At 47.5% G+C, this 19,351-nt stretch carries 18 protein-coding genes, 1 tRNA gene and 1 pseudogene; 6 read left to right on the top strand and 14 right to left on the bottom strand.

From position 1 onward, the window contains the following. Nucleotides 1–61: 61 nt before the first annotated feature. A complete protein-coding gene (locus tag AWM72_RS08335) occupies nt 62–964 on the bottom strand; it encodes a hypothetical protein (RefSeq protein ID WP_067976173.1) in 903 nt (300 codons plus the stop codon). A 214-nt stretch (nt 965–1,178) separates the two neighbouring features. Between AWM72_RS08335 and AWM72_RS08330 the strand changes: the two genes are divergently transcribed. Continuing rightward, on the top strand, nt 1,179–2,576 hold the full coding sequence (locus AWM72_RS08330) for an L-cystine transporter (RefSeq protein WP_067976171.1): 1,398 nt from the start codon (nt 1,179–1,181) through the stop codon (nt 2,574–2,576). Nucleotides 2,577–2,632: 56 nt separating this feature from the next. Here AWM72_RS08330 and AWM72_RS08325 read toward each other — a convergent pair whose 3' ends face one another. Together AWM72_RS08325 and AWM72_RS08320 are read right to left on the bottom strand one after the other, a co-directional pair. Next, nucleotides 2,633–3,190 (bottom strand): DUF2628 domain-containing protein, encoded by a 558-nt coding sequence (locus tag AWM72_RS08325; protein WP_067976170.1) that lies wholly within the window; start codon nt 3,188–3,190, stop codon nt 2,633–2,635. 150 nt (nt 3,191–3,340) lie between these two features. Continuing rightward, entirely contained in the window at nt 3,341–5,002 is a 1,662-nt protein-coding gene (locus AWM72_RS08320) for a G5 domain-containing protein (RefSeq protein ID WP_067976169.1), read from the bottom strand. A 196-nt stretch (nt 5,003–5,198) separates the two neighbouring features. Between AWM72_RS08320 and AWM72_RS08315 the strand changes: the two genes are divergently transcribed. Next, nucleotides 5,199–5,447, top strand: a complete 249-nt coding sequence (locus AWM72_RS08315) for a hypothetical protein (protein WP_067976168.1) — start codon at nt 5,199–5,201, stop codon at nt 5,445–5,447. A 191-nt stretch (nt 5,448–5,638) separates the two neighbouring features. On the opposite strand, the gene AWM72_RS08310 is transcribed toward AWM72_RS08315, so the two are convergent. After that, nucleotides 5,639–5,711: transfer RNA gene (locus AWM72_RS08310), tRNA-Ala, on the bottom strand. Between the two features lie 217 nt (nt 5,712–5,928). Between AWM72_RS08310 and AWM72_RS08300 the strand changes: the two are divergent. Next, nucleotides 5,929–6,690: pseudogene (locus AWM72_RS08300) on the top strand (SDR family NAD(P)-dependent oxidoreductase). Between the two features lie 45 nt (nt 6,691–6,735). Then, on the top strand, nt 6,736–7,860 hold the full coding sequence (locus AWM72_RS08295) for a pyridoxal-phosphate-dependent aminotransferase family protein (protein WP_067976164.1): 1,125 nt from the start codon (nt 6,736–6,738) through the stop codon (nt 7,858–7,860). A 51-nt stretch (nt 7,861–7,911) separates the two neighbouring features. Here the strand turns inward: AWM72_RS08295 and AWM72_RS08290 are convergent, their stop codons facing one another. Genes AWM72_RS08290 through AWM72_RS08275 form a run of 4 tightly spaced genes read right to left on the bottom strand, consistent with a single transcriptional unit; the run spans nt 7,912 to nt 11,527 of the window. Continuing rightward, nucleotides 7,912–8,238, bottom strand: coding sequence for an MTH1187 family thiamine-binding protein (locus AWM72_RS08290; RefSeq protein ID WP_067976163.1), 327 nt, complete (start codon nt 8,236–8,238; stop codon nt 7,912–7,914). A 17-nt stretch (nt 8,239–8,255) separates the two neighbouring features. Continuing rightward, nucleotides 8,256–8,723: a hypothetical protein gene (locus AWM72_RS08285; protein ID WP_067976162.1), complete on the bottom strand. Its 468-nt coding sequence runs from the start codon at nt 8,721–8,723 to the stop codon at nt 8,256–8,258. Between the two features lie 13 nt (nt 8,724–8,736). Further along, nucleotides 8,737–10,308 carry a vWA domain-containing protein gene (locus tag AWM72_RS08280; RefSeq protein ID WP_067976160.1) on the bottom strand — a complete coding sequence of 524 codons (1,572 nt, stop codon included), beginning with the start codon at nt 10,306–10,308 and terminating at the stop codon, nt 8,737–8,739. Nucleotides 10,309–10,327: 19 nt separating this feature from the next. Further along, on the bottom strand, nt 10,328–11,527 hold the full coding sequence (locus AWM72_RS08275; RefSeq protein ID WP_067976158.1) for an AAA family ATPase: 1,200 nt from the start codon (nt 11,525–11,527) through the stop codon (nt 10,328–10,330). A gap of 144 nt (nt 11,528–11,671) precedes the next feature. On the opposite strand from AWM72_RS08275, the gene AWM72_RS08270 reads away from it, so the two are divergent. Continuing rightward, entirely contained in the window at nt 11,672–12,538 is an 867-nt protein-coding gene (locus tag AWM72_RS08270; RefSeq protein WP_067976156.1) for a fructosamine kinase family protein, read from the top strand. Between the two features lie 48 nt (nt 12,539–12,586). On the opposite strand, the gene AWM72_RS08265 is transcribed toward AWM72_RS08270, so the two are convergent. The 3 genes from AWM72_RS08265 to trkA form a co-directional block, all read right to left on the bottom strand. Then, entirely contained in the window at nt 12,587–13,519 is a 933-nt protein-coding gene (locus AWM72_RS08265) for a dihydroorotate oxidase (protein ID WP_067976154.1), read from the bottom strand. A gap of 187 nt (nt 13,520–13,706) precedes the next feature. Then, complete coding sequence (locus AWM72_RS08260) at nt 13,707–15,155, bottom strand: TrkH family potassium uptake protein (protein ID WP_067976152.1); 1,449 nt, start codon at nt 15,153–15,155, stop codon at nt 13,707–13,709. A gap of 3 nt (nt 15,156–15,158) precedes the next feature. Further along, nucleotides 15,159–16,523: a Trk system potassium transporter TrkA gene (trkA, locus tag AWM72_RS08255; RefSeq protein ID WP_070486015.1), complete on the bottom strand. Its 1,365-nt coding sequence runs from the start codon at nt 16,521–16,523 to the stop codon at nt 15,159–15,161. Between the two features lie 328 nt (nt 16,524–16,851). Between trkA and AWM72_RS08250 the strand changes: the two genes are divergently transcribed. Next, a complete protein-coding gene (locus AWM72_RS08250) occupies nt 16,852–18,075 on the top strand; it encodes an NADH-dependent flavin oxidoreductase (RefSeq protein ID WP_067976148.1) in 1,224 nt (407 codons plus the stop codon). Nucleotides 18,076–18,147: 72 nt separating this feature from the next. Here the strand turns inward: AWM72_RS08250 and AWM72_RS08245 are convergent, their stop codons facing one another. The 3 genes from AWM72_RS08245 to AWM72_RS08240 form a co-directional block, all read right to left on the bottom strand. Continuing rightward, a complete protein-coding gene (locus AWM72_RS08245; protein WP_067976145.1) occupies nt 18,148–18,636 on the bottom strand; it encodes a class A sortase in 489 nt (162 codons plus the stop codon). A 66-nt stretch (nt 18,637–18,702) separates the two neighbouring features. Continuing rightward, complete coding sequence (locus AWM72_RS09415) at nt 18,703–18,843, bottom strand: hypothetical protein (RefSeq protein ID WP_158444763.1); 141 nt, start codon at nt 18,841–18,843, stop codon at nt 18,703–18,705. Between the two features lie 50 nt (nt 18,844–18,893). After that, nucleotides 18,894–19,262 (bottom strand): DUF4430 domain-containing protein, encoded by a 369-nt coding sequence (locus tag AWM72_RS08240; protein WP_067976143.1) that lies wholly within the window; start codon nt 19,260–19,262, stop codon nt 18,894–18,896. Nucleotides 19,263–19,351: the final 89 nt, after the last annotated feature.

Raw genomic sequence — 19,351 nt, 5'->3', positions numbered from 1 at the left:
GAAAGCAAAAAAAGGCCAGGGTTAACCCCAGCCTCTACCTACTTCTTTGACATCTATTCAATTAATAACCTGTTCCAGTCTCATCCCCTGCTTGTGGAGCCGGGTCCGGACTTGTAGGGGCAGGTTCGGTCCAACCATTATCAGTAGCCGGTGCTTCTTGATTTTGCCAGCTTCCACCCCCATTATCCGCAGGGGCTTGCCAGCCCTGGCCTTCATCTGCAGGCGCTTGGTCGTCGCCAGAGAAAAGATTGCCGAGCCAAGACTTGGCATATTCCCAGCCTTCTTGGATCAAGCTGCCCCCATCTACCCTAATATCTGGTGCATTCAGTGAAATGTTAGGGAGGTAGACTTGGGCCTGTCCCAAAGCAAAGTAGCCTAATACTAAGGCGAGGACGATTACTAAGAGACAGCCCCCACAACCGCAACCCCGGCGCCGTTTCCTAGGATAGGGCTTATATTGGGCCTGGTTGGCTAAGGCTTGGGCCTCTTTGGCTTCCTTGGCTCGCTGGCGCTCCTCGGCCAGAGCAGCCTTCTTCTCTTTCCAGGGTTCTTTCTTGGCCATCTCATGCTCGATTCCCCGGTTAATGGCCTGGCCGCTAGCCTGGACGCCCCGCTTCACCTGCTGGCCTAAGCCGGAAAGAAAGGCTGCCCCTTTACTCTCCATACTCGAGTCAGTAGGACCTTGCTTATCTTCTTCTACATAGTCATCAGATTCTTCTTCCTCTACTTCACTTCTTATCTCATCTTCAATCGGTTTTTCATTGAGAACTTCCACCAGGGCATCCCGGTAAGTTTCCAGCTTAAGCTGTTGGCGGTGGTTTTCCCGGGATACTGGTCCAGCTGCTAGCTCTTCCAGTTCATCTTGGACTTCTAAATATTCTAGCTCCAGATCAGGCCGGTCTTCTTGGCGTAAGAAGGCCTTTAATTGGTCTGGATTATCAAAGTGCTGATTAAATTTTACCATGACTCGTCTCCTTTAAGTGCAAGCCGATCAATCACTAATCTGCTCTCAACATCTGCTTTAAAGCTATATTATACCATTTCTTCCCCTCAAAAAGAGAAAAATGATAAAAAATCGGTCTCGAGGCTTATTAGGTGCATTCTAATAAAAAATAAGCTATAATATTCTCAGTTCATCAGCTAATAAATAGTAAGTGAACAAGAAGGAGGTATGCATTTTGCAAGTTATTATTACTTTACTCATATTTGTTGCGCTCTGCCTGGTCCTCAACCAGATGAGCCGCAAGCACGTTAAATATTCCAACCGCGTCTTCACCGGTCTGGGCTTAGGGATCGTCTTTGGACTCCTGATCCAATTCATCCTAGGCGCTGAGAGTGAGGTCACTGCGGAAATTATGGACTGGATTGATATTGTCGGCAAGGGCTACATCAACTTCCTACAAATGTTGGTTATCCCACTGGTAATGGTTTCCATGATCCGGGCCTTTACCAAGCTCGACCACGAACAATCCAACCTCGGTAAGATCGGGACAGGCGTTATCGGAACTCTACTCATTACCGTTGCGATTGCCGCATTCATCGCTATCGCAACCGGAGTCCTCTTCAATTTAGATGGGGCCGAATTTGCCCGGGGCGCTACTGAGAATGCCCGGATTGACCAATTAGTAGAGCGTAATTCGGAAATCGCTGATTTAACCATCCCTGAAACCATCCGTTCCTTCATTCCGGTGAATGTCTTCGCGGATATGGCGGGTAGCCGGTCAACTTCGACTATCGCTGTTGTTATCTTCTCTGTCTTTGTGGGGGCTGCCTATCTCGGTGGGCGCCGCCACCATCCAGAAGAAGCTGAAATCTTTGAAAAGATTATCAACAGCCTCCATGCCATTGTTTCTCGTTTAGTCACCCTGGTCCTTCGCATTGCGCCATACGGGATCTTCGCTCTGATGACCAAGGCCCTAGCGACTTCAAGTATTTCAACCATCCAAACTATGGCAACCTTCATTGTAGCTTGTTATGTGGCCTTGATCGTGATGTTTATCATCCACATGATCATCCTTGTCCTCTTTGGGATTAACCCCATCCAATATCTCAAAAAGGCTGCCAATGTCTTGATCTTTGCCTTCACGGCTCGGTCAAGTGCAGGTTCCCTGCCCCTAAACATTCAGACACAAACCGAAGCTTTGGGTGTGGATACACCAACTGCTAACTTCTCAGCTACCTTTGGCCTATCCATCGGTCAGAACGGTTGTGTGGGGATTTACCCTGTTATGTTAGCCGTTATCGCAGCACCAGCTGCCGGCATGTCCTTCTCTGACCCAAGTACCTGGATTACCATCATTGCAGCAGCTACCATCACCTCTATCGGGGTATCTGGTGCAGGTGGTGGGGCCACATTCGGCTCCCTCATTCTCTTTGGTATGTTAGGACTCCCTATCGAAGTTATCGGGCTCATGGTTTCTATTGAACCGATCGTTGACATGGGACGTACCGCCCTTAATGTCAACGACTCCATTATCGCTGGAACCGTGACCTCTAAGGCTATGGGCAACATGAACCAAACCATCTTCAATGATAATGAAGCCCTGGTTGAACCAGAAGATGATGTTGACCGTTAATTTAAGAAAATAGCTCATAAGAAAAGACCAGTCAAGTAGCTTTTGACTGGTCTTTTTTAGTGAAATAATTTTGCTAAGTTAGGCAAGCGCTCACCGTACTTGAGATAACGGTACTTAATGTAAATCCCGTAGCGGCCTGAAAAGAAAGTAATCAAGACCAGCTTCAACCAGAAGGCAAAAGGCAGACAGGTGAGAGCGATCAGAATGAGACCGAATTCCCACAAACCCTGATAACAAAACCAAAGCCCGCTAAAGATAAAGGCCCAAATATTAAAGCGTCCCTTGTCTCTTTCCCCACTGGCTTCAATCTTCTCCATCTCTGCTTGCATGGCTGGTGTCTCCCCGGCAAATGGAAAACGTTCCAAATGAATCTGGGATGACTTCGCCTGGGCCAGCCCACAACGGGAACAGAATTTCTGCCCCACTAAGAGACTGCCCCCACAGCGCCGACAGTAAGCCGTCCCTATCGAAGGATCCTGGTCACAATTATAGCAGTAAGAGGCCTGTTCATGGAGCCGGTAACCGCAGTGGGTACAGTAGGCCTTGGGGGCGCTTGCCTTTACCAAGTCCTCCTTGCGGTAAGTCGCTGTATCGATTAAATCTTCATTTGTCATTATGCCGCCTCCTCATTAAGTCTCTTATTCTACTATAACCTTTTTTGACCCGTTAAAAGCGAATCACTCCTGAATAAGCCTAAGGAACTCTTGAATAACAAAAAGCCCAAGCTCCGAGAGAACCTGGACTCTAAAAATCGATAGAAAAAATTATTTGCGGCGTTTCAACAAAGCAGCACCAGCTGCGACTAGGGCAAGGCCAAAGCCTGTAAAGGACACAGCAACTGCCCCTGTCTTAGGTAGAACAGAATGCGCTGATTGGGATTTAACTTGGCTAGCCTGAGCTTGACCTTGCTTGGCTTCCTTAGGTACAAGAGCAGAGACTTTCCCTGGCTTAGTTTCCTGTTTTCCAGGCTTAGCAAGTGACTGACCTGGCTTAACTGCACTTACAGGCGTTTGGTCTTCTACTGGCGCTACTGGGTCTTTGTCTTGACTTGGAGCAACAGCGGAAGGATTAACTTCTGTAGGCTCTGTGTTCATAGGAGCTACCGCACTAGGGGACGTAGAAGAAGGTTTACTTGGTGCACTTGGACTTGTAGAGGTTGGTTTAACTACAGGTCGACTTGGGCTTTCCTTCTTTGGATCCGTGTTTGGTGTGTTAGTATTTGTTGGCTGGGTGTTAACTGGACCAGTTGGTTGGCTTGGGTCCGGCTTCTGATCTGGTTCCTCAAGCGGTGTCGTTGTAGCTATTGGGCCTTCATTAGCTGGGTCAGTTGCTTGTGGATCCTGTTTCGGTTCTTGATTTGGTTGTGTATTTGGTCCTGGAGTTGGTTCTAATTTTGGTGTTGGGCTTGGTTCTGGCGTTGGAGTTGGTTCAGGTATTGGCTCTGGTTGAGGGCCCGGTGTAACAGGTGTCGTTGTTTTTTCAGGTTCCTTAGTACCAACTAAAATGATTTTATTTTTCGGTTGACGAATAACAACACCCGTCGAATCTCTTAAACCATCCTCACCTTCTTGTTTAACGATATTTTTACCTTTTTCAAGTGTTGAATCTTCAATTCTTTCCACTTCAAAAGGAATAGGCTCAGTTTTTTTCTCTTTTTCAAGTTTACCAGCTGGATAATCGGTATCGCCAGGTTTCATAGATAAGGTCAGAGCGCTGATTGGATCATATGCGTTCTTGTATTTAGAAGCATCGACACCTGGAGCATTTTTTGAGAATCTACCATAACCGAAGGAAATATTAAATGGATTTAAGATTTGATAAAGGTGACCATTTTCCCCTGTGAATTTCCCATTAGCCGACTTCAAGGCAGGCAATTCTGCAGTGGTCCAAGCTTCAAAATCTGCTTCGACAGAATTGCGACCAAAGCTCAGATTTTCACCCCAAGCATTACTATTATGGTATTGGGGCTCACTTACGCCATCTGGTCCCTTATGGTCAAGCTTACCATGGATGGCTGTTTCTTCTGCCCGGATATAGGCATCCTTTTCATTCATCCGGTCATAGCGGATGTCATTAATATACTGTTCCTTGGTCAGGCCTTGCTTAGTCACGTAGTCTTTCAGTGAAGTGCCTGCAAAAGGAACTGTTTCATCGTCATAATAAGTATTACGAGTGTTGCGGACGAGTTCTAAAGTTTTCTCAGCTTCTTGAGGATCTTGGATTTGGTAGCCTGCATTGCTAGCATCAGCACTTGGAGCAGTTGTGGGTTCTGCAGTTCCCGCCGTTGTGGTGGCAGTCGCAGCGCCTGTATCAGCTGTTCCAGTCGCTTCAACCACTTGCGGGTTAGCTGCGAGGAAGCCAGCAAGAGCTACAGAAGCGAGGCCAAGATTAACTTTACGAAATGAGAGTGTTTCTTTATTCTTCATATAATCTCCTCCTTATTCATAATATAAGTATACTACATTTTATAATTAAAAACTTATTACTTCCTAAACTGTCATTAATCACTCCTGAATAGAATAAAAGCCTTAGATTAAAAGACAATTAGATGAAAATACTTTCAGTCAGAAGGACTTTGCGGTATAATAAGGCTAAAATTTAGACATATAAGGTGGATGACAAATGCATATTGATGATGTAAAAGAATATTTTTTAGAGTGCTTTAAGCTTAAGCAATCCATTCGTACTTCTTCTATGTTTGTAGGGATGACACTGAGCATCTGTTTTTGCCTAGTAGTCTTACTGGTCATCTACCTCTTCTCACCCGTCAGCTATGAAAACTTCTTCTTGCGCATCTTTGATGTTATCCGCTACCTTCTGCTGCTGATTTTCTTCTTAAACATATGGAAATATTTCTCGTCAAGAGCCTAATGCTAAAAGCAGCGCTCCAGGTTAAATTTTTTCCTGGAGCGCTGCTTCTTAGTACTTCGTATTTTTCAGACTTTAAAAGTTGATTGATAATATTTAACATCGTTATATAACAAAAAGCGGGAAGATCACACAATAAATTGCTATCTTCCCGCTTTAAACGTTAATACATCAACATTTATAGGATTATCTTATGGAGACGATCGGGCTCGAACCGACGACCTCTACACTGCCAGTGTAGCGCTCTCCCAACTGAGCTACGCCCCCGTCAATAAGACCATTCTACCTAATTTCCAATCGAAAGGCAAGGGCTTTTTGTAATTAATTTTGCTATCTGAGAAAATGTACAGAATGTGCAAATATATACACTTGCTTATATCGGATTAAACCCCGAAAGCAATTAAACTAATTTGCCCTTCATAAATAGTTAAACTCTGAATTGAAAACCTTTCCATGTTATACTGGAGGCAAAGGAGGATGACGAATGCAAGAGTATACATTAATTACAGGTGCCAGTTCAGGGATCGGTCAAGCTTATGCGCGTTTGGCTGCTAGCCAAGGGGAGAACCTCATCTTGGTTGCCCGCCGCGAAGACCGGCTGGCTGCCCTAAAGAAGGAATTTGAAGAAGAATTCACTGGAATCAAGGTGGATTACTTGGTCCAGGACTTAAGTCAGATTGGAGAACTAGAAACTTTTTACCAAAAGACTAAAGCTTATCACATTAAGTGTTAGATCAACAATGCGGGCTTCTCTAATAGTAAGGACTTCCTCAGCCAGACGAGTGAAGAAATATTAGAGCTGATGAAGGTGGATATGCTAGCCCCTACCCTGCTCAGCCAGTATTACTTGCGCGATTACCAGGCCGTCGAGGGAGCTTGCCTGGTCAATGTTTCTTCAGTGGCAGGCTATGAGCTGATGGAATCTTCCCCCTTCTACAGTCCGATGAAGTTCTATATCAGCGCCTTTTCCGAAAATATTGGCCGCTATCTCCATAACCAAGAGGCAGCAGTCCAAGTCAAAATTTTAGCGCCGGCTGCTGTCAACACCGCTTTCATTAATGTGGCCTCCCAGGACGAGAGCCTGACAGCTGATGATGTTTGGAAACGTTACAATGAAGCGGATGAGATTGCTGCCTTCCTAGACCAGCTGATTAAGAGCGACAAAGTCTTAGCTAAGGTAAACCTAGACAGCCGCGAATTTGAACTTCTCGACCCGCAATTACCCAACCGGTGGGCAAAAGATTAGAATTGTATTATAATGAATAAAATGATTTTGAAAGGAAGTTTTACCATGTTAAACCTTAGTCCAGGTCCTTCCCATGTGACTGACAAGGTCCTCAAAGCCTTTGCCCAGTCGAAGACGAATACTGACCTTGACCATGACTACACCAACTACCAGCGCCAAGTGGAAAAGAAAGTTTCGCAAGTCCTACAGACGGATGCCCCTTCCTTCTTCATGATAGGCGAAGCCCTTATCACTTTAGAAGCGGCCATCTTTTCCATGGTTGAAGCGGGTGACCGGGTCTTAGTCCTCTCCAATGGGGTCTATGGCGCCGGCTTTGCGGACTTCGTGCGTTTTGTCGGTGGTCGGCCGGTCCTCTTCGAACAAGACTGGCGGCACGGCATTAAACTTGATGAATTGGAAGCCTTCTTAGAAAAGGACTCTGATTTCCAAGTGGCTACTTTTGTCCATTGTGAAACGCCTACCGGGATTTCTAATGACATCCACGGCATCGGAAACTTGCTCCACCGCTATGGCATCTTATCCATTGTGGACTCCGTCTCTGGAATCGGAGGCGAAGCTATCGACTTTGACCGCGCCCAAGTGGACGTCCTGCTCGGCGGCAGTCAAAAATGCTTCTCTGCCCCGGTTGGCATTGGTACCGTAACATTGTCTCAAAAGGCCTTGGACCGGCTCGACCAGCGGCAAAGTCCCATCCCTTCGTTCTATTCCAACTTTAAGTCCTATCTTAATTTTGACAATGACCATTTCGATTTTCCTTATACCATGAGCGAGAACTTAGTCTATGCCATGGACGCTGCCTTAGACCAAACCCTCTCCCATGACTTCGCCGCTAAGCACGCCAAATGGGCTGATAACACCCGGCAGCTTTTCCAAGAAGCAGGTTTTGAACTCTATGCCAAAGACCATCCTGCCAATACCCTAACAGCTGTACTCCTTCCTGAAGGCTTTAGCAGTTTTGACGTCATGGCAGCAGTTAAAGAAGAAGGCCTCTTAATCGCTAATGGCGACGGCCCTCTCGGTGAACGCATCTTGCGGATTGCCCACATGGGATCCAATATGGAAGTCGAGTATTTTGAGGCCATGTACAAGGCCCTCGACAAAGCCTTCCAGAAAGTCGGCATCCCTAGCCAAGTCTCCCTAGCCGAAGCCTTCCGTGCCTCTGATTTATAAGCTTCGCTAAAAAAGATTGACTCCAGTTTTTTATCTGGAGCCAATCTTTTTTTAATCTTCTTTATCAGCCAATTTTTTCTCTTCCCGGGCTAGGCTGGCCTTCTTCTGTTCAAAGGCATTTTCTCGGCCTGGGCGGATATCAGCTCGGAAGCTAATTTCGGTGCGGATGCCATTTTCAGCCAAGACCTTAGCTGCCTTGGTCACCACCGCCATCACTTCATCCAAATCCCCTTCAATTTCGGTCGTCATCGCGTGGGTCTGGTAAGACAGTCCTGAATCTTGGATCACCTTCACCGCTTGGATGACATATTGTGACAGGTGGTCACCTTGTCCGTAAGGGGCAATAGCGAGCGCACATAGGGTATTTAATTGTGACATATTCAAAAGCTCCTTTCCTAATCATCTAAACCATAGCGAGCCTTGTACTGGCTTACTTTCTGTTTGAGTTCGGGAACGCCATCACGCATGAGTTGTTCCCAGATCGATTCCTGGCTCCCATGCCGGGTAATACTCGACTGGGAAACCCTTGAAGCTTGGCTTTGGGCCGCCTCTTTGACTTGGACATAGGCTTGCCATACGGCCTCTAGGAAGTCATCTTCCACTTCATCGACTACTCGATGTTCCTGACGATAGAGGTTTCCCTTCCGGACGAGACTCTCCTTCTGGTAGCTGGACTCCCAGTGGTCGAGATAGCCTTGCGCGACCATATAGAAAGCCGCTTCATCCGAAATCTCCGAAAAGTTAAAGTGAGGTTCAATTTCTAGGGCCTCTAATTCCGGATAGCTGAAGGATTGAACCAAGGGCAAGTAATCCCCAAATTGCACCCGGATTAGCGCTTTTTTCAGGTCATGTGTTTGCGACATAAGCCTCCTCCTTCTAATCATGGGTTTGGCGCAGACGGTTTTGCATCAATTGATTATTGTAGGCTTCACTTTGACGCAAGTAGAGAATCTTGCCATAGCTTTCGGTCGACAAGGGGTTCTCTTCTTGAGGATCAGCCTGGGTCAAGATCCAGTACATGTTATGGTAGCCATAGCGGTCGAAACCATCATCCCCGTAACCGTCTGTAAAGTAGACAGCAACCGAATTATGGTCGTTAAAGCCATGGTCATGGAGCCAGTCAAAGGCGGGTGCAAAGCTCGTCCCACCCCGCCCTTCAAAAGAAAACTGGGATAGGGTCTGATGGGTCAAACGTTCAGCCTTCACCACCTTGGTATCGACTTGGACTAACCAGACCTGGTTGCCCAAAGTCTTTTGGATATTGGCCAGTTCACCTAGGCTATAAGCTAGGGCTTCCTCATTTTGCGAGGCGGAGGTGTCAACAAAAACAATCAGGGTTGTTGCGGTATCCAAGACCCGGCCAGGTAAGTCGATGCGGAAGGGCTGCCGTCGGTTCATCCGGTTCTTAGACAGGCGGTAAGGAACGGGAGTCGCACCCTCGCCCCTCTGGATAATCTCCTTCCAATTGATGGCCCGTGACTTATTCATCGGCTTAACCTTTTCTGATAATTGGCCCGACAAGTGTTCCCGCATCTCATCGGTCAAGTCATCATAGGCCTTACGAACCAGGCCATTGATGATCTTACGATGGAGGTCGTTATTCTTACCCTGGGGGATGACCTGCTGCATGGAGAAATTCTTCTTCATTTCGTCGTTTAGCTGCTCGGCAGAATCAATGCGCAAGTCCGAGAGCTTGTCTTCATCAAAATTACCCGCTAGCTGACTATATAGGTCGTCCATCTGCCCCGACCCCTTCATCTTCTCGAAGGTCGATAAGGTCCGGTTGTGGCTAGGATGGGAGGGATCATTAGCGATTTTCTTCATCTCTTGGTAATAATAGAGAGTCCCCTTCTTCTCCTGCAGGCGGACATCGAGCTTCTTTCTTAAACCAGGCAGGGAAACGGCGTGACTGGGAAGGTCTTGGATGTACTGGTTAATCTCTGTTTCCATTGCCACGCTCATGACCTTGGCATCCTCCGTCTCTTGAAAGGCCCAGTCATAATCGGTCATATGATTAAAAATTATGTGGTAGCAAATCTGACGGATCCCCGCTAACATTTGCTTAGGACTCTCATAATACATGAAGAAAAGGATAGGGTTGATCGTGAGTGTAAAGCGTAAGCCCTCAAAGGATAAGTTCATGGGCTTAGCTAGGGTCTTACTCATCTGCCGGTCCAAGCGGTAAATAATACCCGCGAAGAGGCTATCGTTAGCCCCACTGTAGCTGCGGTCCGTCATTAGAGAGGCCGTTAAGAGGCCAATGAATTCGTGCATGAGGTCAGAAAAAGTCTGGTAGTCTTCATCCGCCCCAAAATTCATATAAATAATGAAGGCGATCCGCAAGCGGAAATAGCGGTCATCAATATTATCGATAGCGAGGCCCTGCTGGCTAGAACCCATTAAAGCCAACAATTCATCCCGACTTTTATCTGTCTTGATTCCGTCCATACAGGTCTCCTTTCCCTAATTATTTCTTCGATACAGCCATAGTGATCTCAAAGGCCCGGTCCACATAAGCGTCAAAATTCGAGAGAGCTTGGTTCAAGCGTCCCAAAGCTGAGGCCGCTTCGGCTTCGGTCAAGCGCTTGACCAGGCTATAGACCTCATCTGCTTCCGTTGCCAAGAAGAGATCCAGGTAGCGGTTAAGCAGGTCCTGGTCGGTCAATAAATCCTCATGGTCCAGAAGATAGGCAGTCAGGTCTTCAATCACCCGCTTCTTGCGGATGGCCTCCATAGCTTGGTAGCGGTCTAGGATAGAAGCATCCAAGTGGGGGCCTTCCGCTTCAACCACTTCCGCTGCCTTGATAAAGTCGCCCTGGTGGGTTTGGAGGTAGGAGAGGAAGACTTGACCGGCTTCTTCACCGATACAGCCGTCAATCCCTTCAACGAGGAAGGCCAAGAGGTCATCATCCGCTAAATCAAGCAAGTCATAGCCTGCCCCTTCATAATTATAGAAGAGTTCCGATAAGCGTTCATAAGCACGAGGGGTCGGATTCTTATCCCGGGTCTCATCAATCACAATGAAGTATTGCCGGCCTTCTGCTTGGAGGAAGTCCCGGATGAGCGGATGGATCATGGAATGCCCTGGCCGCTTAGGATGGTCAGCTTGGGCAAAAGATTCCAGCCACTGGTCTAAAGTCGTTCCCATCCGAATCCGCATGGTCCGGTCATTAATAGCCATATCCCGGGCATTGGTCGCATAGGAAGAGCCTTCAAAGCCTTCAACATCAGAAGACGGATTTTCCGCCGTAATAATAACCACATTGTCTGGCAGGTCGATCCCCATAAGATTGCGTTGGAGGACCAGGTTCATCAGTTCGCCTTGGACCATAGCGATCGGCCGGTTAAATTCATCGAGGAAGAGGATGACTTTTTTATCCGGATTGGCCTCAGCTGCATCGACCGCCCCTTGGACTTGCGGGTTGAGATAGTAATCGATTCGGTCTTCCTTAGGCACCGGCATAGTTAGGTCCCCAGGCTGTAAGAGCGAACAGGTAATTTCAAAGAAGGGAAAGTCATTCGCAGCGGCGAGTTCACGCACGAGCTGGGACTTACCAATCCCCCCGTGTCCCACAATGTCTGTTACAATATTTGAATCTTCTTGAAGCAATAAATTAATTCCTTTAAAGACTGCTCGATAAGTCAGCCCCGGCACTCGGTCTGCCATCGACATCCACCTTTCTTGTGTTTCATTTCATCTTCTTCTATTATAACAAAGATCCCTGCTTGAAACTAATCCTAGCTTTTGAGCTTTCCTCCAAAAACCACTAGAATAGACATTGTAAGCGACTAAAGATTTAGGAGGATAAGCATGTATGCATTAACTGACCAACAAATTGCCCAATTGCCATTAGACGCTATCCAAAAGCTCACCCCCGTAACAGGTGGTGACGTCAACCAGGCCTACCGGGTTCAAACCAGCCAAGGCGACTATTTTCTCTTAGTGCAAGCTAACCGCCGAGAAGATTTCTATAAGGCTGAAATCGCTGGTTTAAAAGCCATGGCTGAGGCCGGGGTCCGCGTGCCGGAAGTCATTGCCCATGGCGAATTAGGCCCGGACGCCTACCTCATTCTAGAATTTATCCATGAAGGACAAGGCCAGCAAGCGGATCTCGGCCAGATGCTGGCCAAGCTCCACCAGAGTCACTCTGACCGCCATCAATTCGGCTTCGATCTCCCCTACCAGGGAGGCGATATCCGCTTTGAAAACACTTGGAGGGATGCTTGGAAAGACTTCTTTATCGACCAGCGCTTGATCCCCCTCGAACAAGCCATCAGCCAAAAAGGGCTCTGGCAGCCAGAAGACCAAGCCAACTATCAGAGGGTCCTTGAAATAATTAGCGAGACTTTAGACCAGCATAGCTCAAGCCCTTCCCTCCTCCACGGTGACCTCTGGGCAGGTAATTATATGTTTGACCAAAACGGCCAACCGGTTCTTTTTGACCCGGCCTGCTTTTATGGGGACCGGGAATTCGACTTAGGGGTCAGCCTGGTTTTTGGCGGCTTTAGTCCTGACTTCTACCAAGCCTATAATGATGCCTATCCCCTAGCTCCCGGTGCCCAGCAACGCCTAGAATTCTACAAACTCTACTTCCAAGCCCTCCATCTCTATAAATTTGGCGGCATCTACCTCCAATCCGTCCGCCAAACTATGGCGCGGATTAAAGACCAGGCCTAAATTTTTCCATCTAAAAAAGCTGCGCTTTGACTTGCACAGCTTTTTTAATTAATCCATATATTTTAATTTACCACGGAAGTCTTCAATGGACTGGTAACCTTTTTCCTTCATGATGGCTTCGAGCTCTTCTGTCAGGCTCGCAAAACAGCCTTCCCCTTCTTCATAGAGGGTCGTCCCTACCCCAACCATGCTGGCTCCGCAAAGGATATGCTCAAAGACATCTCGACCATCGCATACGCCGCCAGTCCCGATAATAGCGATCTCTGGCCGCAAGCGTTGGTAGAAGGCATGGACATTGGCTAGGGCTGTTTCCTTAATGGTTTCGCCACCGATCCCACCAAAACCTTGCTTGGGTTTAATCACGACCTGCTCGTCATGGATCACGAGACCATTGCCCACCGAATTAATGCAGTTAACGTAGGCCAAGGGATAGGCGTTGAGGATATCCGCCATCTGGTCAAAGTGACTGGGATCAAAGAATGGGGGCAGCTTAACCCCTAGGGACTTGGTAAAGAAAGAAAAGACCCGTTTTAAGATCCGGTCAGTTGTTTCAAAATCATAGGCAATCTGCGGCTTCCCGATAACATTGGGACAGGATAGGTTTAATTCCACGAGTCCCTTGAAGTCACTCGCTTCGACCTCTTCTAAGATTTTGTAGATTTTCTCTTCTTCCAGTTCAGTAACAGAGAGGAAATAAGTTTTATCCGGTTTAGCCGCTTGGAAGTCTGCTAGGGCTTGGAGGTAGTAAGGCAAGCCTTGGTTGGGCAGGCCGGAGGAATTAATGCTCCCTAAGGCAAAAGTCTCCACTCGCGGCTGGGGATTTCCCTCCCGCGCTTCCAGGGTAGCCGTTTTAGTGATGAAGGTCCCCGCTGCTGAGTCATCCAATGCAGCAAGTTCTTCCTTCCTTTCACAGGAAACACCCGAAGCGTTCATAAGACAATTAGAAAAATGAAAGTGATGAATTTGACTTGGTACAGCCATTGATAAGTCCTCCTAATCATAAATTATAAAAAAGAACCCCCTAAATGAAATAGGAAGGTTCTAAAGCAAATACTTTGCCTATAAAAAGAGGGATCCCGTCAAAAGTAAGCATTTCTTCTGTCATTTGATGGGTCCCTCCTCTTTTTATTTCTTTTTATAGTTTAGCGATTTTGCCCGATCCTGTCAATTAGATTTTTTGCCAGGTGTGCTTGGAGAAGAGCAGGAGCATCGGATAGATCTCTAAGCGACCAAAGAGCATAGCGAAGGATAGGACTAGCTTGTTCCAATCACTTAATTGGGCAAAGCTCTCAGCTGGCCCGACTTCTCCTAGGCCGGGTCCGACATTGTTATAGGCCGTCGCGACAGCTGATAGGATGGTCTCTAAGTCACCCATGGAAGGGGCGACCAGAAGAACAAAGAAGACAAAGAGCAGGACATAGGTCACAAAATAATTCTTGACGGTCGTCAACCAAGCCGTGTCCACTTGCTTGCCTTCCATCCGTGAGGCGACGGCCTGGTTAGGATGGATGATTCGCTTGGTATTAGCTAAGAAGCTCTTCCATAAGATGGTCAGACGCGAAACCTTGAGACCACCCGCCGTTGAGCCGGCACAGCCCCCGACAAACATTAATAAAAGTAAGATCACTTTAGAGAATTCTGGCCATTGGTTAAAGTCATTAATGGAAAATCCGGTTGTGGAAATCACCGAAGCAACAGTAAACAAGGCTTCTTCGAGGGCCTGACCGAGGCCAGCCGTTTGATCTTTAATATTCCAAATAATCAAGGCCGTCGCTCCAGCTACAATCAAGAGGTAATTTCTTAACTCCTCATTTTTAAAAGCCCGGCGGTCTCTTTGGATAAAGAAAAGGAAGTAGAGATTAAAGTTGACCCCGAAAATTAACATGCCTGCCGTTAAAATATAATTGATCAGACTGGAGTCATAATAAGCAACACTGGTCGCCTTAATCCCGAAGCCCCCTGTTCCGGCCGTCCCAAAGGCATGGAGGATGGCGTCAAAGACCGGCATCCCAGCTAGGACCAAGGCCAGAATTAAGACGAGGAAGAAGACGAAGTACAAGGCGTAGAGGATCCGGGCGGAAAAAGATAAGCGGGGAACGATTTTACCGAAGCTGGGTCCCGGAACCTCAGCACTCATGATCTTACCTGCCCGGCGGTCAACACGGGGCAAGGCGGCTAGAACAAAGACCAGGATCCCCATTCCGCCAATAAAGTGGGTAAAGGACCGCCAGAAGAGGACTGAATGGTCGAGTGATTCGACATCGGTCAGGATACTGGCCCCCGTCGTGGTAAAACCACTCACGGTCTCAAAGAAGGCATCGAAGAGCGAATCCATGCTGCCAGTAAAAATAAAGGGCAGGCCCCCAAAGAAGCTCATAATGATCCAAGACAAGGCGACCACCAACATAGATTCCTTGGTATAAATCGCTAGATTCGACAACTTGCGCCGCCCCATCAGCCCTCCAGCCAACATCAGGAAAAGAGCTGGCCCTAGAAAGGCGAGGACATTATCCCAACCTTCCTGGTAGAAGAGAGCCACTAAGACAGGCAGCAACATGAGGAAACCGCAGACGGCGAGTATCCGGCCTAGGGTATGGACAATTACACGTGTATTCATGCCCTACCCCCTTAGAATGTCATCCAGGTCGGAGATATCACGTTGGTAGGCGACAATAATCAAGCGGTCGCCAGCCTGTAACTGGTCATGGCCGCTCGGGATAATAATTTGTCCCTGGCGGAAAATCGACCCGATCATCACATTGTCGACCAGGTTAATTTCAATTAAGGACTTACCGACCAAGCGCGAATCCGAAGCCACTGTGAACTCAATAGCTTCTACCTGGTTATTGGCAATGCGGTAGAACTTCTCAATATTAGACCCATAGGAACGTACAAAGGAGCGAACCAGGTGGATAATACGGTCCGCGAAGAGCTGGTGGGGGATCACTACGGTCTCCAGGTCCATCAGACCAGTATATTCGATCAAGGCCACCCGGTCCATCTTAGTCAGGGTCTTACCGATACCAAGACGCTTGGCCAGGATACTGAGAACAATATTTTCTTCGTCAATCCCCGTCAGGGTAATGAGGGCATCAAAATTCTCCAAATATTCTTCAAATAATAGGTCTGGATGGGTCCCGTCGCCGACAATAACCACTGCTTCTTCATTCTCAGCAGCTAGGCGGAGGGCCTTTTCCTCCTTGCGCTCAATCACCTTAACCGCAATCTTTCTTTGGATGAGTTTTGGCACCAGGTGGAAGGCGATATTGGAGGCACCCACAATCATGGTCGAGCGGATCTTCTTGGTCGACCCACCTAGGACCTTATAAAATTCGCGCAATTGCTGGGAATCTCCTGTCACATAGACCCGGTCATTGGCCCGAATCACGAAGTCCCCATAAGGAATAAAGATTTCGCCCTGGCGTTCCACCACGCAGATCAAGATCTTATCAATATGGTCAAAGACCGCTCCTAACTGGCTAAGAGCCAAGCCATCAATCTGGCTGCCCTCGCTCACATCCAAACTAATCAGATGTGCCCGGCCCCTGAAGAAGGACTCCACGCTAAAAGCAGAGGGATAGTCTAGGTTATTGAGCATTTCAGTCGCAGCTTCCAGCTCAGGATTCACGATGAGGTCAATCCCAAGTTTGCCATTAGAGAAGTTCAGATAATCCGTATATTCCGGATTAGACACCCGGGCAATGGTATACTTGGCCCCTAATTCCTTGGCAACGATTGAAGCCATTAGGTTGATTTCATCATAATTGGTCACTGCAATAAAGACATCGCAGTCTTTAATATTGGCTTCTTCTAAGACGCTGATGGTCGCTGCATTTCCCAAGACTCCCATAATATCGTAGTTGGCAAGCAAGTCTTCTAATTTATGAGCATCTTTTTCAATCAGTGTCACATCATACTGTTTACTTGAAAGGTCCTCGCATAAGGCGGAGCCAACTGCTCCAGCCCCCACAATTGATATTTTCATTTGACTTAACTTCGCTTCTTTCTCTTTATCATTCATCTGCTAAGTTATCATTTGGGCATGAACCAGCTCAACTAAGCGCTCGTTTCGATCCTTAAAGCCCATTGCTTCATTGGGGCGCAAGCTTAATCATGCAGAGCTCTGACCGGCATGATCTAACGCCGAGCTATCAATCTGCATCACTGAAATCTCTTAACTTAAAGGTTTGCCCCTCCTACTCAGCACTAACTATAATAGTCGAATGCCCTAAAAAATGCACGCCTTTTTTAAAAGTTTTTTAAACTAAAAAAATATGCTATAATCGGTAATAAATATGATAGGAGGAAATCAGATGTCCAAACAAACAACTGCCAAATACCAGGCCCTTTTTGAGCCGGTTAAACTCCCTAATGGAATTGAACTAGCAAACCGCTTTACCCTCAACCCCCTCACCACCAATTCATCGTCAAGAGAGGGCTTCGTGACCGATGAAGACCTCTTCTACGCTGAGAGACGGTCGCAATCCGCTCCCCTGCAAGTGACGACTGCTGCCTATATTGAAGACTATGCCCAACTCTTCGAATACGGCCCCAGCGTCCGTGATGACCGCTTCATCTATGGCTTGTCCAAATTAGCTGAAAGCATGCAAAAAGACGGCGCTAAGGCAATCTTACAGCTCACCCATGCTGGCCGCTTCGCCAAGATTGCCCTCCAGGACTACCATGTGGTCTATGGGCCTAGCCGGATGGAACTGAAGACACCGGTCGAACATACCGTCTATCCTATGAGCCAGCGCAAGATTGACCATGTCATTGCCCAGTATGCCGCTGCCACCCGCCGAGCTATTCAAGCAGGCTTTGCCGGGGTGGAAATTTCTAATGCCCAACGTCTCCTCCCCCAACAATTCTTCTCCCCCTTCTCCAACCAGAGAGACGATCAATATGGTCCCCAATCCATCGAAAACCGGGCCCGCTTCGGGGTTGAAGTCACAGCTGCTTGCCAAAAGGTGATTGAAGAAGAAGGAGCTACAGACTTCATTCTTGGCTTCCGTGGCACGCCAGAAGAAACCCGGGGCAGCCAAATTGGCTATACGGTTGAAGAATTTAACGATTATTTCGACCGCTTGCTCGATGTCGCTGACCTTCAATACTATGCCATCGCCAGCTGGGGACATGATATCTATAAAGAAAAGGTCCGCGCTGGCAAATACGAAGGCCAGTTTGTTAATGAAGCGGTTTACAACCATGTTAATGGCCGTGTGCCCGTCATTGCAACCGGTGGAATCAATAGCCCTGACAAGGCCCTTGAAGCCTTCCAATATGCGGATATGGTAGGCCTGTCTTCCGTCTTTGTCACCGAACCTGATTTCGTGACCAAGTTGGAGGCTGGCCGAGAAGATGAGATTGACCTGGGCTTCGCAGTTGAAGAACTCGATGACCTGAAGATCCCTCACCGGGCATTCAAAGACCTGGTTGAATTTATGGACTTCGGCGGCTCCCTCCCCCAAGAATCTCGCGACCGCTTGCGCGAACTTGCTGAACAAACACCCACCTCTTACTTCAAAGAATACAAATAAAAACCTAAAAAATAAGCGACCCTTCCTCACTAGCAGAGGAAGGGTCGCTTATTTTACTTTGTTAATTTTTGCTTAGTAGATATGTTCCACGTCACGGTATTCACCCTTGAAAAGGTCCAAAGTCTTTGGATCAGCTTGGTCAAAGTCAATGGTATCGACTAGCTTGGCTTGGACAATCTTACGGTTGGGGTCATCCCCTAAAGCCTTGGTACAGGTCATCAGGGTCAACATAGCCTGGTCAGTCTTAGGATCAACCAAGTCCACCCGTGTTTCTGGAACCACCTCATTAAAGTCGACCTCGAAACGATAAATTTTATCTAAGTCAGTCACATAGATCGAATCTCCCATCTTGGTCTTGTCCAAGATAGGCGTAAGGAGAAGGTTTTCTCCAAAGTAATTCATATTATGACTGGTAATGGGATAATTTCCCTGGCCTAATTTTTGTTCGCCGGGGAAGAAAGTCGAGGCCCCGTGCAACATATTTTCTTCGGTTAAACCGTCGAAAATAGGCACGTAAATGTCAGCATCTGGATAAGCCACTGCTCCAATCACAGGAATCACCGAATTTAAGCCCTTAATCCGCTCTTTAGCAGCGGCGACCTCTTCCGCACTAGCCTTAGCCTCTGCTTAAGAGGAAGCAAGTTCCTGGCTGCTTTGACTGCTTGCTGCCTCATGGGCTTCCTTGACGGGCGCCTTCTCCGCCGAACAAGCGCTGAGAATAAGGGCTGCCAGACTTAGGGCTGCCAGATAATGTGTCATTCTTTTCATGGTTTTTCTTCCTTTCTAAACTAGCCCATCATCCTTAGACGGAGGACCAGCTAGCTTATCTTATCAAGTTTCCAGACGACCTGGTCGCCTCTTTCGATCTGCACCTGGTCTAAGGGGATATCGCTCGATTCTTGGTTTAATTCGTAGCGCCACCAGCGCTTAGCTTGGGGATCTTCCCGGTAGCCATTGATCGCTTGGATATAGTGGCTGTCCGTTTCAAGCTCAAAATGATCAGCCATGACATCGAGCAAAGTTTCCCCAATGACTTCTTCTTGGGGCATGCTTTTATCTTCCACCAGCTTGCCATCCACATAGACTTGGATGGTCAAATCTTCCTGGGGCTTAACGTTTTGTTGGCAAGCCCCCAAGCCAGCGATCATAAGCAAGCCCAAGAAGAAGCTCCATAATCCTTTTTTCAATGCTTTCCACCTTTTCTGTGAAAATTTCCTTAGCTAAGTTTATTCTAAACTAATTTTTATGACTTGTTAAGCTTGAAGGTCTAAAATCC

Source organism: Aerococcus sanguinicola (genome assembly GCF_001543145.1).
GTDB lineage: Bacteria > Bacillota > Bacilli > Lactobacillales > Aerococcaceae > Aerococcus > Aerococcus sanguinicola.
Note: the sequence above shows the minus strand (reverse complement) of the source record. Positions and strands in the feature narration are given on the sequence as shown.

What these genes read in the sequence shown, in the direction of transcription:
- AWM72_RS08335 (WP_067976173.1), bottom strand. Translation starts at nt 964, where the DNA reads ATGGTAAAATTTAATCAGCACTTTGATAATCCAGACCAATTAAAGGCC.
- AWM72_RS08325 (WP_067976170.1), bottom strand. Translation starts at nt 3,190, where the DNA reads ATGACAAATGAAGATTTAATCGATACAGCGACTTACCGCAAGGAGGAC.
- AWM72_RS08320 (WP_067976169.1), bottom strand. Translation starts at nt 5,002, where the DNA reads ATGAAGAATAAAGAAACACTCTCATTTCGTAAAGTTAATCTTGGCCTC.
- AWM72_RS08315 (WP_067976168.1), top strand. Translation starts at nt 5,199, where the DNA reads ATGCATATTGATGATGTAAAAGAATATTTTTTAGAGTGCTTTAAGCTT.
- AWM72_RS08295 (WP_067976164.1), top strand. Translation starts at nt 6,736, where the DNA reads ATGTTAAACCTTAGTCCAGGTCCTTCCCATGTGACTGACAAGGTCCTC.
- AWM72_RS08290 (WP_067976163.1), bottom strand. Translation starts at nt 8,238, where the DNA reads ATGTCACAATTAAATACCCTATGTGCGCTCGCTATTGCCCCTTACGGA.
- AWM72_RS08285 (WP_067976162.1), bottom strand. Translation starts at nt 8,723, where the DNA reads ATGTCGCAAACACATGACCTGAAAAAAGCGCTAATCCGGGTGCAATTT.
- AWM72_RS08280 (WP_067976160.1), bottom strand. Translation starts at nt 10,308, where the DNA reads ATGGACGGAATCAAGACAGATAAAAGTCGGGATGAATTGTTGGCTTTA.
- AWM72_RS08275 (WP_067976158.1), bottom strand. Translation starts at nt 11,527, where the DNA reads ATGGCAGACCGAGTGCCGGGGCTGACTTATCGAGCAGTCTTTAAAGGA.
- AWM72_RS08270 (WP_067976156.1), top strand. Translation starts at nt 11,672, where the DNA reads ATGTATGCATTAACTGACCAACAAATTGCCCAATTGCCATTAGACGCT.
- AWM72_RS08265 (WP_067976154.1), bottom strand. Translation starts at nt 13,519, where the DNA reads ATGGCTGTACCAAGTCAAATTCATCACTTTCATTTTTCTAATTGTCTT.
- AWM72_RS08260 (WP_067976152.1), bottom strand. Translation starts at nt 15,155, where the DNA reads ATGAATACACGTGTAATTGTCCATACCCTAGGCCGGATACTCGCCGTC.
- trkA (WP_070486015.1), bottom strand. Translation starts at nt 16,523, where the DNA reads ATGAAAATATCAATTGTGGGGGCTGGAGCAGTTGGCTCCGCCTTATGC.
- AWM72_RS08250 (WP_067976148.1), top strand. Translation starts at nt 16,852, where the DNA reads ATGTCCAAACAAACAACTGCCAAATACCAGGCCCTTTTTGAGCCGGTT.
- AWM72_RS09415 (WP_158444763.1), bottom strand. Translation starts at nt 18,843, where the DNA reads ATGAAAAGAATGACACATTATCTGGCAGCCCTAAGTCTGGCAGCCCTT.